The organism is Chitinimonas lacunae (assembly GCF_042650885.1).
Lineage (GTDB): Bacteria > Pseudomonadota > Gammaproteobacteria > Burkholderiales > Chitinimonadaceae > Chitinimonas_A > Chitinimonas_A lacunae.
In genome coordinates, this window is record NZ_JBHSBU010000004.1 from 1 (window position 1) to 13971 (window position 13971).

Genomic DNA, 13971 nt, shown 5'->3' on the forward strand with positions numbered 1-13971 from the left:
CCTCGCCGATGGCAGCGCATGGAGCGCGCGCCGCCCACCAGACGGCTTGCTGACGATCCCCGTCGAGGGCGTGCTGGTCCCACGCGAATCCAACGTCAACCTGTGCGCGACCCAGACCAGCTACGAATCTCTTCGCGCCCAACTGGTGGCCGGCATCGACGACCCGCGCGTCGATGCGCTGGCAATGGTGTGCGACTCGCCTGGCGGCGCCGTCACGGGTTGCTTCGAGCTATCCGCCGACATCGCCGAGGCGCGCAAGATCAAACCGATTCACGCGATCGTTTATCACAGCGCTTTCTCAGCCTGCTACTCGCTGGCCAGCGCCTGTACCGACATCACGCTGTCCACCAGTGCCGGCGTCGGCTCCATCGGGGTCGTGATGAAGCACGCCGATTTCTCGCAGCAGCTTGCCACCGAAGGCGTCAAGGTCACGACGATTTACCGCGGCGCCCGGAAAGTCGACCTCGCCCCTGAATCGCCGCTGAGCGAAGACGCCCTGGCCGTCGCCGAAGCCCGCATCGAGCACTACTACCAAATGTTCGTGGACACGGTCGCCTCCAACCGCGGCTTATCGGCGGACGTAGTCCGCGCCACCGAAGCCGGTTTGTTCTTTGGCGAACAGGCTGTCGCTGCCGGTTTGGCCGACCGCGTCGAATCCCAACAGCAGGCGATCAACCGACTGGCCGCCGAGATCGCCGGCCGACGCAACAAGCCCACCGCAGCGCCGGCGCGACGCGCCACGGCCCGAGCCGCCGCCATGGCGATGGCTACTCAGCTTTAACCCCGCGCAGTACCTCAACCCCACACGAACCGCCTTCGGGCGGTTTTTGCATTTCTGGAGAAACAAATCCATGTCCCAAATCCTGGAACTTAAGAACCGTCGCGCAGCTATTGCGGCTCGTGCCGACGAGTTGTCCAAACTCGAAGCCGGCGGCACCGAACTGACCGCCGAACAGCTCGACGAAGTGGCTGCGCTGCAAAAGGAATTTAACGAACTGGGCGCAAAGCTGACACGCCTGGAGGCCACCCAGCGAATGGTGGCCGAAACGGCCCAACAGGTCGAAAGTCTGACGTCGCCCCAGCCGCCGCCCAGCAGCAGCAAGGTTCCGGCTCAAGCTCGTTCCGATGTTGAATTCCGCCCCAACGCCCTTGGCCGCCTCATTGGCGCCATCGGCGACCTGCGCGGCATGCATCCGCTCGCTGCGGCGCCGTATGCGGCCGAGCGCTACGGCGAAGACATCGGCGCTGTACTCGCCAACAACCAAGCAACCGGCGGCGCGGTGTTGATCCCGCAAAACCTGAATAGCGAAATCATCGAGTTGATGACGCCGCGCGCGGTGGTTCGCCAGATGGGCGCTCGGGCCGTTCCGCTTCCCAATGGCAACATGGGATTCGGCCGAAACAAGGGCGGTATCGTTGGTGGCTACGTCACGCAAGTGGGTGATCCGGTGACCGACCGCATCAAGGTCGGCGGTCAGAAGTACGACGGCGTGAAGATGAACTCGAAGACCTTCGCCGGTCTCGTTCCCATCCACAACGATCTGCTGCGCAACTCGATCAGCGCGTTTTCTCAAGCCCAGATCCAAGACGATATGTCGATCGGTCTGGCCACCCAAGAAGACCAGCAGTTCATCCGCGGCAGCGAGGACGGCGGCAAAGCGCCCAAAAGCCTGTTGGGCTGGACGGTTCCGGCTCACCGCCTCGTGCAGACCCCGCTGCCGGCCGACCGGATCGGGATTATCGAGGCCGTTAAGGCCGATACGAGCCGGATGATGTTGTGCCTGCTGGGCAACAACAGCGCCATGCGTAAACCGGGCTGGCTCATGTCGCCGCGGACCTACCTGTTTCTGCTCGACCTGGTCGACGGCAACGGCAATAAGGTCTACCCGGAAATCGCGAACAGCATGTTCCGCGGCTATCCAATCGGCGCCACGAACAACGTCCCGTCCAACCTCGGGGCCAGCGGCAAAGAGACTGAGCTGTACTTCGTCGATTTCGGCGATTGCATGATCGGCGAGGACGGCCCGATGGAGTTCGCCGTCTCCACCGAGACCACCTACTACAACGCCGACGGCGTGCTGGTCAGCGCATTCCAAAACAACGAAACCCTGATCCGGGTGATCTTCCGCCACGACTTTGCCCCGCGCCACGTCGAGAACATCGTCGTGCTGGAAAAGCTGACCTGGGGCGCCTGATCTACCTACCGCCTACACGCCGGGCCTTGCTCGGCGTTTTCCTTCTGGAGCAACCGCCATGCAAGAAAACGTCATCGTTAAATTCACCCGGGCTTGGCGTCACTACAACCCTGGCGAATACGCCGGCTTCGACCCGCTGACCGCCAAAGACTTGGTGGACAGCACGGCCGCCGAATACCACAAGACCGACGATTTCGAAGAGGGCGCCGCTGGCGTGGCGCCGTCCACCGAGGTGTTGACCGCCGCCGAAAAGCCGGCCGACAAGTCGAAGAAGCCCGTCGCCGACAAGGCGCCTTGACCGTGGCCGCCGTGGTGATCGAGCGCAGCGCCACGGCGGTGCTGACGCTCGACGAAATCTACCGCCAGCGGCGTCGGCATCGAGGCATTGCCGAAGAAGACGACCACCTGCAGTTCCTGGAGCGCGTCGCCGTCCGGGCCTGCGAAGGCCGGATCGGCGGCCCGCTGCTCACAGCCCGCTGTCGCGAAGTGCTACGCGAATTCCCCCGTGTGCCGTGGCTCCACCTCGACCTCGCCCGCGCCCAGCCGCCCACCAGCATCACCGTGAACGGCCAGCCTTGGTCTGGCTGGACCAGTCAGCCGGCCGACCGGGGGCGGCTGCTGCGGATCGAGCCAGCCGGCGAGCGCTGGCCAACCGTGACGCCCGGCGCCGGCGCGGTCGTGATCGAGTACGACGCGGGTTTCGGTCCGTCACCGGCCGATGTGCCGGAGGACATCCGGGCATGGCTGCTCTATCGCGTCGGCACCATGGACGAATACCGCGAGGAATTCATCACCGGCGCCACCGTCGTCGAGCTGCCGACGAAGTTCGTCGACGGTCTCCTGAAACCCTACAAACCTAACCAGGTGCATCTATGAGAGCAGGACAACTCCGCACCGCTGCGGCGCTCTGGCGCCCTGACGGTGCTGGCTGGGTGCCCGTGGCGCCACAGCACTGGTGGATCGACGTTCGCGACCGCGAGGCCGACAACCCCTCTCCGCGCGGCCTGCGCGCCGCCACCTCGCCGATGGCCTATGCGCGCGCCTCGCCGGAGCTACGGGCCGGCCGATACCTCGTCACGCTGTGGGATCACCGGCTGTTGCTGATCGATGCCGTGCGCGATAAGCCCGGCGACCGTGGTGGGGTCGTACTGGATCTGACCGAGCTGGCCGGCGAGCCGGCGATATTCCTGCCGAATGCGGGCGGCGAGATCGTTACGCGCGTCCACCTTCGCGAAGCTGCGCCGGACAACACCCCGATGGCCAAGCGGCAATGGCGGGCCGAACTGCCCGTCTTCGAGGTCAGCCGGCCACAGCCGGGCGAGCAGCTCGTCATGCGCGGCCGGGCATGGAAGATCCTGAAGCTGGCTGACGACGGCGACGATGGCGTGATCCGCTCCGCGTGGGTAGCGCCGGCATGATCAGGGTTTCGCTCAACAGTATCGATCGCGCGGCAGCCGAGACCCGCGTCAAGGCGACGGCGCTGGATCAAGTCGCTGTCGCCGCCGTGAATGAGGTGGCCAGCGAGGTCCGACAGAAAGAACTGATCCCGGAATTCTCAAGCAAGACGGGCGTCCCACGCCGCACGCTGGGCGCGCGCATCGAAGTGAGGCGTGCCACGGTGGGCAATCCCGTTGCTGAGATTCGCGCTTCCGGCGCGGGTATCCCGGCCAAGCTGTTCCGGTTCCGGGCCGAGGCCACGGCCGAGCCAACCCGGGCGCGAGTCGTCGTGGATTGGGTCGTCAGTGGTAGCAAGGTCGCCGCTGGCTTTATCAATCCGCGCGGCAAGGCTCGGACGCCCCTGCGGACGTACAGCTCGAAAGAGGACAAGCGCCGGGCCACCACGCGGTACTACCGTATCAAGGCCGGCAAAAGCGCCCAGAAGGTAGATGATCTCGACGATGCGCTGGCGCCCTCGACAGCCACGATGATTCAGCACAAAGTCGCTGCGGACCGGGGCTTCCTGGATCGAATCCAAACCCATGTCGCCCGCGTGTTTGCTGCCCGGATCACACAACGGAAGCCCTAACCATGACGATGATTGCCACGACCGAAGACGCGCAAGACGGCGTGCTCGCTTTGCTTAGGCAGATCCTGCCAACCAATGGCTATCAGACCGATCTGGGTGCCCGTATCTTCCAGACGGCAGAAGGCATCCCACAGGAGACGGCCAGCCCCTTGGCTGCCCTGATCGGCTGGCGGGATGAGGACGGCGGCCTTTCGGGCAGTGATGGTCGAATGACCCGCCTGACTACGGACTTTGAGGCGTACCTCGACGGCATTGACGACGAATCCCGCAAGGCGGCGCATCGGCTCACGCGCGATCTGAAGGTTGCGGCGCGGCGCGCGAGCCCGTTCCGACGTAAACAGGTCAAGCTCTCCGCGCTGGAAGTGGGCGAACCCGCACCCGGCGACAACTTCACGTTGGTGCGCTTTTCGATCACGGTCGAGTTTGAGGAGCGGTTCACCTAGCCCCACTCCCTCCCCAGGAACGCCCGCCTTTGCGCGGGCGTTTTGCATTCATGGAGTTGCCTTTATGCGCATCACCCTGCAACGCCCTCACACCCACGCCGGCCAGTCATTGTCTGCCGGCACCGAACTGACGCTCGACGACGACACCGCCCGATGGTTGATCAATCAAGGCGTCGCCACCCCCTCTCCCATCGAAACCCCGCCGCAGCGCGGCAACAAGAAGGACAGAAACCATGCTGGACACGAGTAAGCTAATCGTCGATCACACCCTCAGCACCTTCGGTGGCCAAGGGTCCGTCATGCTGGCCCCCCGCTGGCTGCCGAGTCGCATTTACGGCCACCTGGGCAACACCCCTGGCGCGGAGCTTTCGCAAAAGATCACCAAGAAGGCGTTCAAGGAATCCCAGACGGGCAAACGCCAGACTGTGGGCTACCGCATCACGGAGCGCGAAGGTGAACTGGCTCTCAAGATTCAAGCCTTCAGGAAGAACCTGGATCTGATTCTGAACGGCCTGACCTTCTCGAAAGCGGCCGGCACGGTGACAGAGGAGGCACTACCGGCCGGTCTGGTGGTCGGCAATATCGTCGGCTTGCAGAACATGGGCGTGTCCGAGCTGGTCATCAAAGACAGCGCCGCCCAGCCCGCCACGCTGGTCGAGGGCAAGCACTACGAATACTCGGTACACGGTGGCATTCGTTTTCTGGATGTGGCCGGCTTCACCCAGCCCTTCAAGGCCGACTACAAGTACGAGGCCACCGAAAGCTCTACCGTGATGAGCGGTGGGCTGCGGGAGTACGCCGTCCGGATCGAGGGACTGAACGCCGACGATGGCGAGCCGGTCCTGATCGAGCTGTGGCGGGTGGGCGGCGACCCGGTCGACAAGCTGGCGCTCATCAGCGACGACACGGAAGTCTTCGACCTGAAGCTGCCCCTGATGGCCGATCTGTCCCGACCGGCAGAAGGCCCACTTGGCCAGTTTGGCCGCATCACCTTCCTGAAAAAATAACCTGTTTTCCCCTCCACCAAGCGCGGCCCGCCAGCCGCGCTTTTTGTTTTTCCGGACACTGCAATGGCTAATTCGAACGCAATGGTTGCCGAGGTACTGATTGCTGCGCGCACCACGGGTGCCCAGGAATTGCAGAGCCTGGCCCGGGATATGGACCGTCTGGCCGAGCGTGCCACGCTCGCTGGCGACCAGTCGGCCCAAAGCTATGCCGCGATGGCGGCTGGGCTGCGTGCCGCCGCCGAGCGCTCGAAGGACATGGCGGTGGCCACCCAGGCCTTGCAGGAATTGGCCCGCGTCGGCGCGGTCACATCTACCCAGGTTGCCGATCTGACCAGCAAAATGGATCGGCTCGCCCGGCTCGACAAGGCGATCAATGAATTTAAGGCGCTGACCCTGCAAGAGCAGGCAGCCGCCGAGCAGTTCCAGCGCCTGCGCGGCGAGCTGCTCACGGTGCAAAAGCAGTTCGACGCCACCACCAATCCGACCAGCAAACTCAAGCGAGAACTCGCCCAGGCCAGCGAGGCCACCCGCCAGGCGCATGCGCGGATGGAGCAGCTGCGTTCGCAGCTTGGTGCCACCGGCGCCCAGCTTCAAACGGCCGGCGTCGATACGGCCCGGCTGACCCAGGCGCAGCAAAATCTGAAAGCCAGCTACGGTGAGCTGGCGCAAGCCGCCAAGCAGCTGACCCAGATCGGGGACGCACGCCAGGTGCTGGGCCTGCGCGCGCATCAAGAGGTCAACGCCGAGATTCAGAAGGTCAAAGCCGCTTACGACGTGCTGCGCAGCAGCGGCAAGCTGACGGCGGCTGAGCTGGTGCAGGCCGGTGACGCGGTCAAACGGAAAATCAGCGAACTGGAGCAGCAGACCCGCGCGGCCATGGACAGCCTGGGCGACATGCGCGGCACCCTGGCCGGCCTGGCTGCCAGCGCGGCGGGGCTGACCATCGTCACCAACAAGGCAACCGATTTTCAGTCGGCGATGGCCGATGTGGCCAAGAAATCGGGGGCCAGTGAAGAGGTGCTCGGGAAGCTGGGCAGCCGGATCAAAGAGCTGGCGCCCGATCTGGGACGGGGCGCTACCGAAGTCGCCAATATGGCGGCGGCTGGGGCGCAGCTCGGCGTTCAGGTTCCCGATCTCGAAACCTACATTCTCACCGCTGGCCGCATTGCCAATAGCTGGGGCGTCACCGCTGACGCGGCCGGTATTGCGGTGGCCCAGCTTTCCAATCTGTACAAACTATCCATCCAGGAAGTGGGCGTGTTGGCGGGCGCCATCGACGCGCTGGGCGACTCGACGGCTGCCACGGAAAGCCAGATCCTCGATGTAATGACCCGGATTGGCGGCAGTGCAGCCCAGTTCGGCTTGGCTGGCGAGCAGGCCGGCGCGCTCGGCGCTGCCATGATCTCGCTCGGCAGCACATCAGAAACGGCCAGCACCGCGATCAACGCCCTGCTGTCGCGGCTTAATACCGCGAGCCTGCAAGGGGCCGATTTCCAGGCGGGCCTGGCGCAGATCGGGCTGACCGCCGAGCAAATGGCGGCGGCTGTCCGTGGCAACCCTCAGCGCGCCCTGAATGATTTCCTAGGCACGCTGCAAAAGCTCGACCGGCAGACGCAGTCCGAGGTGGTCGGCCGGATGTTCGGCGCCGAATACGCGCCCGCGATCGGCAAGCTGGTCACGGGCCTGGACGCCTACCAAAAGGCCCTGGGCACGGTCGCGGACAAGAGCAGCTACGCAACCCGGCTGGTCGACGCTTTCAACAGTCGAACCAAGACCACGCAATACCAGCTCGATCGTGCCAGTAGCGCCATGGAAGTGGCGGCCATCAATATCGGCTCGGTGTTTTTGCCGATGGTGGCTGCCGCTGCCGATACGGTGGGCGATCTGGCCATTGGCGTGGCAGAGCTTGCCGAGACCTACCCGGCCCTTGCCGGGCTTGCCACTACCGCCGTCACGATCGTGGGTTCACTGGGCGCCCTAAAGCTGGCCTTCGTGGGCCTGCAGATGGCCAGCGGCAACGCCATTGCCGCACTGGCGTCGCGGCTTACCGTGCTTGAACCGGTCTTGCAGGGCATCACCACGCAGGCCGGGTTGATGAAAATGGCCTTTGCTGGCCTGGGCTCATTGGTCGCGGGCTTCGCGATCGGCACGTACCTGCACGACCAGTTCGAGTGGGCGCGCGATGCCGGCGCCCGTCTCGTTGGCATCCTCGGCGAGATCAAACTCGCCGGTCAGTTGATCGCTGACCTGCAGCTGGCGCCGTTCACCGATGACACCATGGTGGCGTCGGTCGAACGATACAAAAAGGCGGTACAGGAACACCGCGAGACAGTGCGCGCGCTGATCGACGATGCCGCGATCGTGCCCGGCCAAACGGCCGCTACCACGCAGCAGCTGTCTGATGCGGTGGAGCAGCATCGCGCCAAACTCAAGGCGGCTGAGGAGTCGTATAGCGGGCTGAGTGAAAGTGCCCGATCCGCGATGATGCGGCTCGACACCGTGACCCGCAGCAGTCAGATCAATACCGAGTTGTTCGCCGCCGCGCTCAATGACGCCATGAAAGCCGCGGACAGCCCGGCTGCGTTTCAGTCGTTGCGCGTGATCCTGCAAGGGCTGGTGAACGACGGGAAGCTGACCAAGGACGCCGTTACCGATCTCGCGGCCGAACTCAACAAGCTGGAGCAGGGGCTGTCGGCGCCTGTAGACCGGGTGGGCGAATTGATCGGCCGGCTCCAGCAGCTCGGCCCGATCGCCACAGAATCCACCGTCGAAGCGCGCACACAGATCGAGGCGAACATCGGCGCCGGCTTGGCCAAGATCACCGATGAGGAGCTGCCCCGCCTGGCCGAACAGACGCGCAAAAAGTTCGGCGAGATGTCCGGGGCTGCCCGGGTGGTTGCGGGCGAGGCCCTGCAACGGTTGGGGGTCGATGCTGATCGGGCGCTCGACGGCATTTCCGCCGAGAGCAAGCGGGCCACGGCATCACTTAAGGCCCTGGGAGCCACGGGCTTGGCCACGGGTGTGCAGCTGCGGGAGTCGTTGGCCACGGCGCTCGAGCGAGCCGACACCCCACGCGCCGTCGAGCGGCTGCGGGGGGTGGTGCGCGAGCTGGGGACTACCGGCCGCCTGTCTGGTGACCAGCTCGCCCGGGCACTGGAGGCCGTCAATCGTAAGGCCGACGAGGTGGCACGCGCCGTGTCCGGGCTGGAGGATGATTTCCGGGCACTGGGCGTCACCAGCACCGCCGCCCTGCGCAGCCAAGCCAATGAGGCCCGCGCTGCGCTGGCCCGGATCGAGACGGCCTATCGAGCCGGGAAGGCTACGGCGCTGGATTATCACAATGCGGCCCAGGCCGCGCTGGAGAAGGTCCAGCAGGGCGGCACCACTACCGAGGTGGCCATTGCCAAGGCCAAGGCCGAGACCGCCGAAGCCTCGGTCAAATTCAGCGAATTTGCCGAAGCGGCCGAGCGTGCCGGCAAGGCCGGCAAGAAGGCTGGTGAGGACACGGCCGGCGCCATGAAAAAGGCCGGGGACTCGGTAAAAGAAGGCGGCGCGGAAGCCGAGAAGGCCGAAGAGAAGCAGAAGAAGGCCGCCCAGGCCATCAAGATCAGCTGGGAGCAGATGGGCATCTCCACGGCGGCAGCCGTTCGTAAGGTCCGCCAGGAGTGGGAAGCGGCGGACAAGTACATGTCCAACCTCAACTACTCCAACGTTGTTATCCAACAGGAAGCTGCCACCAAGCGGATTGCGCAGGGCATCAAAGATCAAGCCGCCGCCGTCGCGGATCTCGCCCGTAAATACGACGGCCTCAGCGTCGGACTGAACGAGCAGATTCCAACGCTCGAAGAAATGCGCTGGCAGTTCGACTTGCTGGACGAAGCCGATCTCGACGGCCTCAAGACCGCGCTCGACGGCGCGCGCCAGCGTGTCGCGGATCTCAAAGCCGAGGCTCAGGACGCCAAGCAGGCCCTGGAAGAGATGGCCGACTCCGCTCAGGACGATCTCGATCGCGACGCCGGCAATGACGAAGCGGTGACCCGCCGGAAATACGCCAAAGAACGCCAGCGTGTCGAAGAGCAGCGCAAACGCGGCGCGGGTGACGCGGAGGTCGAAACTGCCGCCCGCAAAGCCCTGGAGTTGTTGAACCAACAGGAACAGCGCGATCTGGCCACGGCCCAGGCCAAAGCTGCCGAGCGCAATAGCAAGGCCAAGCCCGATCTCAGCAAGCCCGGCAATCCCGCGCCAACCCCAACCGCCCCCGTCAGAACCGAGAAGCTCGTTGTCGAACTGGGCGGCCGCCAAGCCGAAGTCGAGGGCGCCCCAGACGAGATCGCCGCCATGCGCGACTTCTTCAAGAACATCGCTCAGTACAAACAGGTATCCATCAGATGATCGAACGACACCACAGCCTTGATGGCATCGAGCTGCCGGACCTGCCTTGGTCCGACGAACTCAATTGGGCGCCCATCGCCCAGAACGTTGACTACGGTCTGGCGGGAGCCTTGATCGTGCAGGTTGGCGAGCGACGGGCTGGTCGGCCGATCACGTTAGCCGGGGACGATGCCACCAATTACTGCTCCCGCGCTGTCCTGCTCCAGCTCTACCAGCTGGCCTCTATGCCCGGCAAGGTCATGGTTCTGACCCTGGCCGACGGTCGGCGCTTTGACGTGATGTGGCGCCACGGCGAAGGCGCCATCGAGGCCAGACCGATCGAACACAAGATCGTGCAAGGGCCGGATGACGAATACAACGTGACCCTGAGGTTCCTTACCGTATGAGTTTGACAGACGACGATATTGTCCTCGTCGAGCCTGAACGGCTTGGCGACGACCCCGACGCAGGCGGCCCCATCTCGGGCCGCCTTATTGTTTCTGGGAAGGAAAACAACCTCTTCCCGGATATTTCGCCGACCGATCGTGTGCGCGGTGGCGTGAAGATGGCCAAGTCCTTCTTGGCGGTGCGAGGAACGGGCGCTGAAGCCTTGGCCGGCGCGCTTATCTATATCAGCGCCCGCCCCAAAGATCCTCGGGTGGCTGTCACGCTGTTCGGCACTCCCGACAGTGGTGACCGCCGCCGCCACGCACGCGACCGCGTCGAGCGCTATCTCGCGCGTGGCACACGCTGGGCCGGGCAGCTGCTCGAACGCCAGCTCGAAGGCCAGAAAACGATCGCCATCGTCCAGCGTGAAAGCGCCCCGCTGCCGCGCGTGGGTATGGTGCTCTGTCTGGTCGAGAACGAGGGCAAGCCGACTGAGTACGAGCAGTACGTGCGGGTAGTGAAGACACGCGACGAGATCCGGGAATTCAGCGTCAACATTGGCGGCAACCAGCCCTACACGTTCCGCCGCCGTGTCGTCACTTGTGAAATCAGCGACCCGTTGCGCCGCGATTTCACCGGCCCTTCTCCCTCCCCGTTTGATGACGGCAACGCCGCTGCCGCTGTACGGGAAACCGTGGTGGCCAATGCAGCGAAATACTACGGCGCGACAGGCTTGACGCGGGCCGGCAAGCCCGGTGAGTTCAGCATTCGGGTGGAGAGCATTTTTAGTCAGCTCGTTCCCTCGGCCCAGACCGAAACCGTGCTGTCTCAGCTCAGTGCAGCGGGCCAAGGCGTTGCCTTGTTCGACGCGGGCGCCGGACCGGTCACGATCACCGTCGCGACGACCGTGGCGCCCGGCGCAGCAATGCACGTCGGTAGCCCCATCACGCCAGGGTCGCTGTCGATCAAGTTTGGGGCGGTGCTGATGACTGACAACGGCGGCCGGCTGATGCTCGCTGGGGCCGAGGTAGGGGCAGTCGACTACCCGGGCGGTCGGGTGACGTTCAATGTTGATTGTCCGATCTGGCGGGGCGACAAGCTGGTCACTTTTCAGCCTGGTGCCGCTTCGAGCCGGGTAACGAATACCTGGGCCACGCCAGTCACGGTTGAGTCTCGCTCGCAAAACGCCATCATCACGCTGGTACCGGCGCCGGCGCCGGGTACGCTCGTCGTCAGCTACAGAACGGGCGAGCGCTGGGTGGATCTGCGCGACGACGGCAGCGGCGGGCTGCGTGCGGCGGAACCAAGCCTCGGCGCCGGCCGAATTGACTACGCCAGCGGCACGGCCACGATCACCATGGGGGCATTGCCTGATGCCGATACGGCCATCCTGTATGCATGGTGCAGCCGGGTGGCACTGTTCAACCGTAGCAATACACCGCTGGTTGTTGGGGTGCAGCTGCAACTCCAACTTCCTGCCGATAAGCCGCTGACCCCCAAAACGGTCCGCATCGAATGGGACACCCCGAACGGGATGGCGGCCGCTAGCGACAACGGCAGCGGCATGCTGACTGGTGATGCGGTGGGCCGGCTGGACTATGCAAGCGGCCGGATCGTCATGGCACCCGCCACGCTGCCGGCGACCGGCCAAGCCTATCGGATCGTGTCGAGCAGCGCGGCAATACCACCCAAGATCTACCAACCAGGGGTGGTGCCAGATACCGGCGACCCGGTGGCCTTCGTGCTGCCCGATGAGTGGGTGCGCGGAACGCTGCGATTGCCCGTCGTCTATGCCCGCAATGGCAAGCCCTACGAGATTCGGCTTGTCGATAACGGCGTGGGCCAGCTGGTTGACCCGCAGGGCCGTGATGTTGGCCAGATCGATTACGCCACCAAAACCGTCAGCTTTGCGCGCTACCGCGAATTTCCTGACGTCCAGTTCGGCCTGTTCACCGCCAATAACCAGCCGCCCACGGCGGTCGTGATCGAAGTCGGCAGTCCGCAATTCAAGTTGTCCAGTGTGGGCGCCGCCACTTATCAAGTGGGCAGCAGTACGCCGCCCACCGTGATCGACGCCACGGCCACCGAGCTCGCAGTCGATCTGACGTTTAACGATCAAGAACGGATCGTGCCCGGGTCGGTCCGCTTCCGCCTGGGGGGTCGCGTCTATATCGATCGGGTCGGTTCGCTCTACTGCGATATCGACCCAGCAACCGGCTCCGGGATTCATGCCGGCACCATTGACTACAGCACGGGCCGTTGCGTGTTGTCGGTCTGGACAGCCGGGGCGCCCACGGCGCCGGCGACCGAGTCTTTGGCCACGGCCATGGGCGGTCTGCTGGTGGGCGGGGTGTGCTTTCGAACACCCGTTGCGCCGATCCGCCCGGGCAGCTTGAACGTGATTATCGATGTCCCGGGCGGTGGAACCGTCAGTGTGCAGGCGGAAACCAGCGGCAAGATCACTGGGGCCGGTTTCGAGGGGGACTTCGAGGCACAGACAGGCATCGTCCGACTGCGCTTCGGCGACTACGTGCTGGCGGCCGGAAATGAGGGGGAGTGGTGGTACAAGCCTGATTTGGTGCGCGGCGATGGCAAGATTTTTAAGCCTCGCCTCTATGACCCGGTCGGCATCCGTTACAACGCCGTGGCCTACACCTATCTGCCGCTGTCTGCCGAGCTGCTGGGGCTCGACCCGGTCCGTCTGCCAAGCGATGGCCGGGTGCCGATCATTCGGCCGGGCGATATCGTGGCGATTCATCACACCGCGAGCAAAGCCGTTCCAGCGCCAACGCCCGGGCTGAAAATTGGTGTTGGCCGGACGCGACTCGCCGAGGTCCGCGTAGTCGATGCGCTGGGGAAAGAGCTGCCGCGCTCAATGTATACCGCTGACTTGGACCCCGGCACGGTCACGCTGGCTGCGCCGCTCGATCTGACCGGCTTCACGTTGCCGCTGGCTGTCGAACACCGCGTCGAAGATCAGATTCTCTGCAACGACGCCCAGATCAGCGGCGATATCGGGCTGATGCGGCCACTGACCCATGACTACCCGGCCGGCGAAACGGTGGTCAGCTCGTGCATGGAAGTGGGCGACCTATTCGCCCGAGCCTCGCCCCCATTCAGTCAGCAAACCTGGACCGGCGAGTGGGCCGACAGCCGCGTCGGCAATCCCATCAACGCGCAGTACCAATCCACGGTTTACCCCATCGTCGTCAACAACATCGGCGCCATCGATCAGCGTTGGGCGTTGGTTTTCAGCTCCAACACGGCGTTCAAGGTCATCGGTGAAGGTGTGGGCGAGATCGGCGCCGGGACCACCTCGTCCGATTGCGCCCCGATCAACCCAGCGACCGGAAAGCCTTACTTCACGATCAAGGCGGCGGGATGGGGCGGCGGCTGGCCCATCGGCGCGGTGCTCCGCTTCAACACGCGCGGCGCCTACGCGGCCGCCTGGATCGCCCGCAGTGTCCAGATGGGACCGGCCACGGGCGGTGCAGATTCGTTTCGGCTGCGCGGATTTGGCGGCGTGGACGCCTGACCGTTTT

General features: G+C 64.6%; 12 protein-coding genes. All 12 read left to right on the top strand.

Annotated elements, in window-relative coordinates:
• Nucleotides 1-781, top strand: a 781-nt coding sequence (locus ACFOW7_RS21620; RefSeq protein WP_378168625.1) for a S49 family peptidase, incomplete at its 5' end; no start/stop codon positions are given.
• Between the two features lie 70 nt (nt 782-851).
• Nucleotides 852-2195 carry a phage major capsid protein gene (locus ACFOW7_RS21625; protein ID WP_378168627.1) on the top strand — a complete coding sequence of 448 codons (1344 nt, stop codon included), beginning with the start codon at nt 852-854 and terminating at the stop codon, nt 2193-2195.
• Between the two features lie 58 nt (nt 2196-2253).
• Entirely contained in the window at nt 2254-2493 is a 240-nt protein-coding gene (locus tag ACFOW7_RS21630) for a hypothetical protein (protein WP_378168629.1), read from the top strand.
• On the top strand, nt 2490-3071 hold the full coding sequence (locus ACFOW7_RS21635; protein WP_378168631.1) for a head-tail connector protein: 582 nt from the start codon (nt 2490-2492) through the stop codon (nt 3069-3071). Before ACFOW7_RS21630 ends, ACFOW7_RS21635 begins: the two co-directional genes overlap by 4 nt.
• Before the next feature lie 62 nt (nt 3072-3133).
• The gene (locus tag ACFOW7_RS21640; RefSeq protein WP_378168633.1) at nt 3134-3613 is read left to right on the top strand and encodes a hypothetical protein; all 480 of its coding nucleotides are present in this window, start codon (nt 3134-3136) and stop codon (nt 3611-3613) included.
• A complete protein-coding gene (locus ACFOW7_RS21645) occupies nt 3610-4221 on the top strand; it encodes a phage tail protein (RefSeq protein ID WP_378168635.1) in 612 nt (203 codons plus the stop codon). Before ACFOW7_RS21640 ends, ACFOW7_RS21645 begins: the two co-directional genes overlap by 4 nt.
• A gap of 2 nt (nt 4222-4223) precedes the next feature.
• Entirely contained in the window at nt 4224-4664 is a 441-nt protein-coding gene (locus ACFOW7_RS21650; RefSeq protein ID WP_378168637.1) for a hypothetical protein, read from the top strand.
• Between the two features lie 64 nt (nt 4665-4728).
• Entirely contained in the window at nt 4729-4914 is a 186-nt protein-coding gene (locus ACFOW7_RS21655; protein ID WP_378168639.1) for a DUF7210 family protein, read from the top strand.
• Complete coding sequence (locus ACFOW7_RS21660; RefSeq protein WP_378168642.1) at nt 4898-5671, top strand: phage tail tube protein; 774 nt, start codon at nt 4898-4900, stop codon at nt 5669-5671. The genes ACFOW7_RS21655 and ACFOW7_RS21660 overlap by 17 nt, the downstream gene beginning before the upstream one ends.
• Nucleotides 5672-5734: 63 nt before the next feature.
• Nucleotides 5735-10063, top strand: coding sequence for a phage tail tape measure protein (locus tag ACFOW7_RS21665; protein ID WP_378168644.1), 4329 nt, complete (start codon nt 5735-5737; stop codon nt 10061-10063).
• A complete protein-coding gene (locus tag ACFOW7_RS21670; protein WP_378168646.1) occupies nt 10060-10449 on the top strand; it encodes a hypothetical protein in 390 nt (129 codons plus the stop codon). The genes ACFOW7_RS21665 and ACFOW7_RS21670 overlap by 4 nt, the downstream gene beginning before the upstream one ends.
• Nucleotides 10446-13964 carry a hypothetical protein gene (locus tag ACFOW7_RS21675; protein WP_378168648.1) on the top strand — a complete coding sequence of 1173 codons (3519 nt, stop codon included), beginning with the start codon at nt 10446-10448 and terminating at the stop codon, nt 13962-13964. Before ACFOW7_RS21670 ends, ACFOW7_RS21675 begins: the two co-directional genes overlap by 4 nt.
• Nucleotides 13965-13971: the final 7 nt, after the last annotated feature.

What these genes read in the sequence shown, in the direction of transcription:
- ACFOW7_RS21625 (WP_378168627.1), top strand. Translation starts at nt 852, where the DNA reads ATGTCCCAAATCCTGGAACTTAAGAACCGTCGCGCAGCTATTGCGGCT.
- ACFOW7_RS21630 (WP_378168629.1), top strand. Translation starts at nt 2,254, where the DNA reads ATGCAAGAAAACGTCATCGTTAAATTCACCCGGGCTTGGCGTCACTAC.
- ACFOW7_RS21645 (WP_378168635.1), top strand. Translation starts at nt 3,610, where the DNA reads ATGATCAGGGTTTCGCTCAACAGTATCGATCGCGCGGCAGCCGAGACC.
- ACFOW7_RS21650 (WP_378168637.1), top strand. Translation starts at nt 4,224, where the DNA reads ATGACGATGATTGCCACGACCGAAGACGCGCAAGACGGCGTGCTCGCT.
- ACFOW7_RS21655 (WP_378168639.1), top strand. Translation starts at nt 4,729, where the DNA reads ATGCGCATCACCCTGCAACGCCCTCACACCCACGCCGGCCAGTCATTG.
- ACFOW7_RS21660 (WP_378168642.1), top strand. Translation starts at nt 4,898, where the DNA reads ATGCTGGACACGAGTAAGCTAATCGTCGATCACACCCTCAGCACCTTC.
- ACFOW7_RS21665 (WP_378168644.1), top strand. Translation starts at nt 5,735, where the DNA reads ATGGCTAATTCGAACGCAATGGTTGCCGAGGTACTGATTGCTGCGCGC.
- ACFOW7_RS21670 (WP_378168646.1), top strand. Translation starts at nt 10,060, where the DNA reads ATGATCGAACGACACCACAGCCTTGATGGCATCGAGCTGCCGGACCTG.
- ACFOW7_RS21675 (WP_378168648.1), top strand. Translation starts at nt 10,446, where the DNA reads ATGAGTTTGACAGACGACGATATTGTCCTCGTCGAGCCTGAACGGCTT.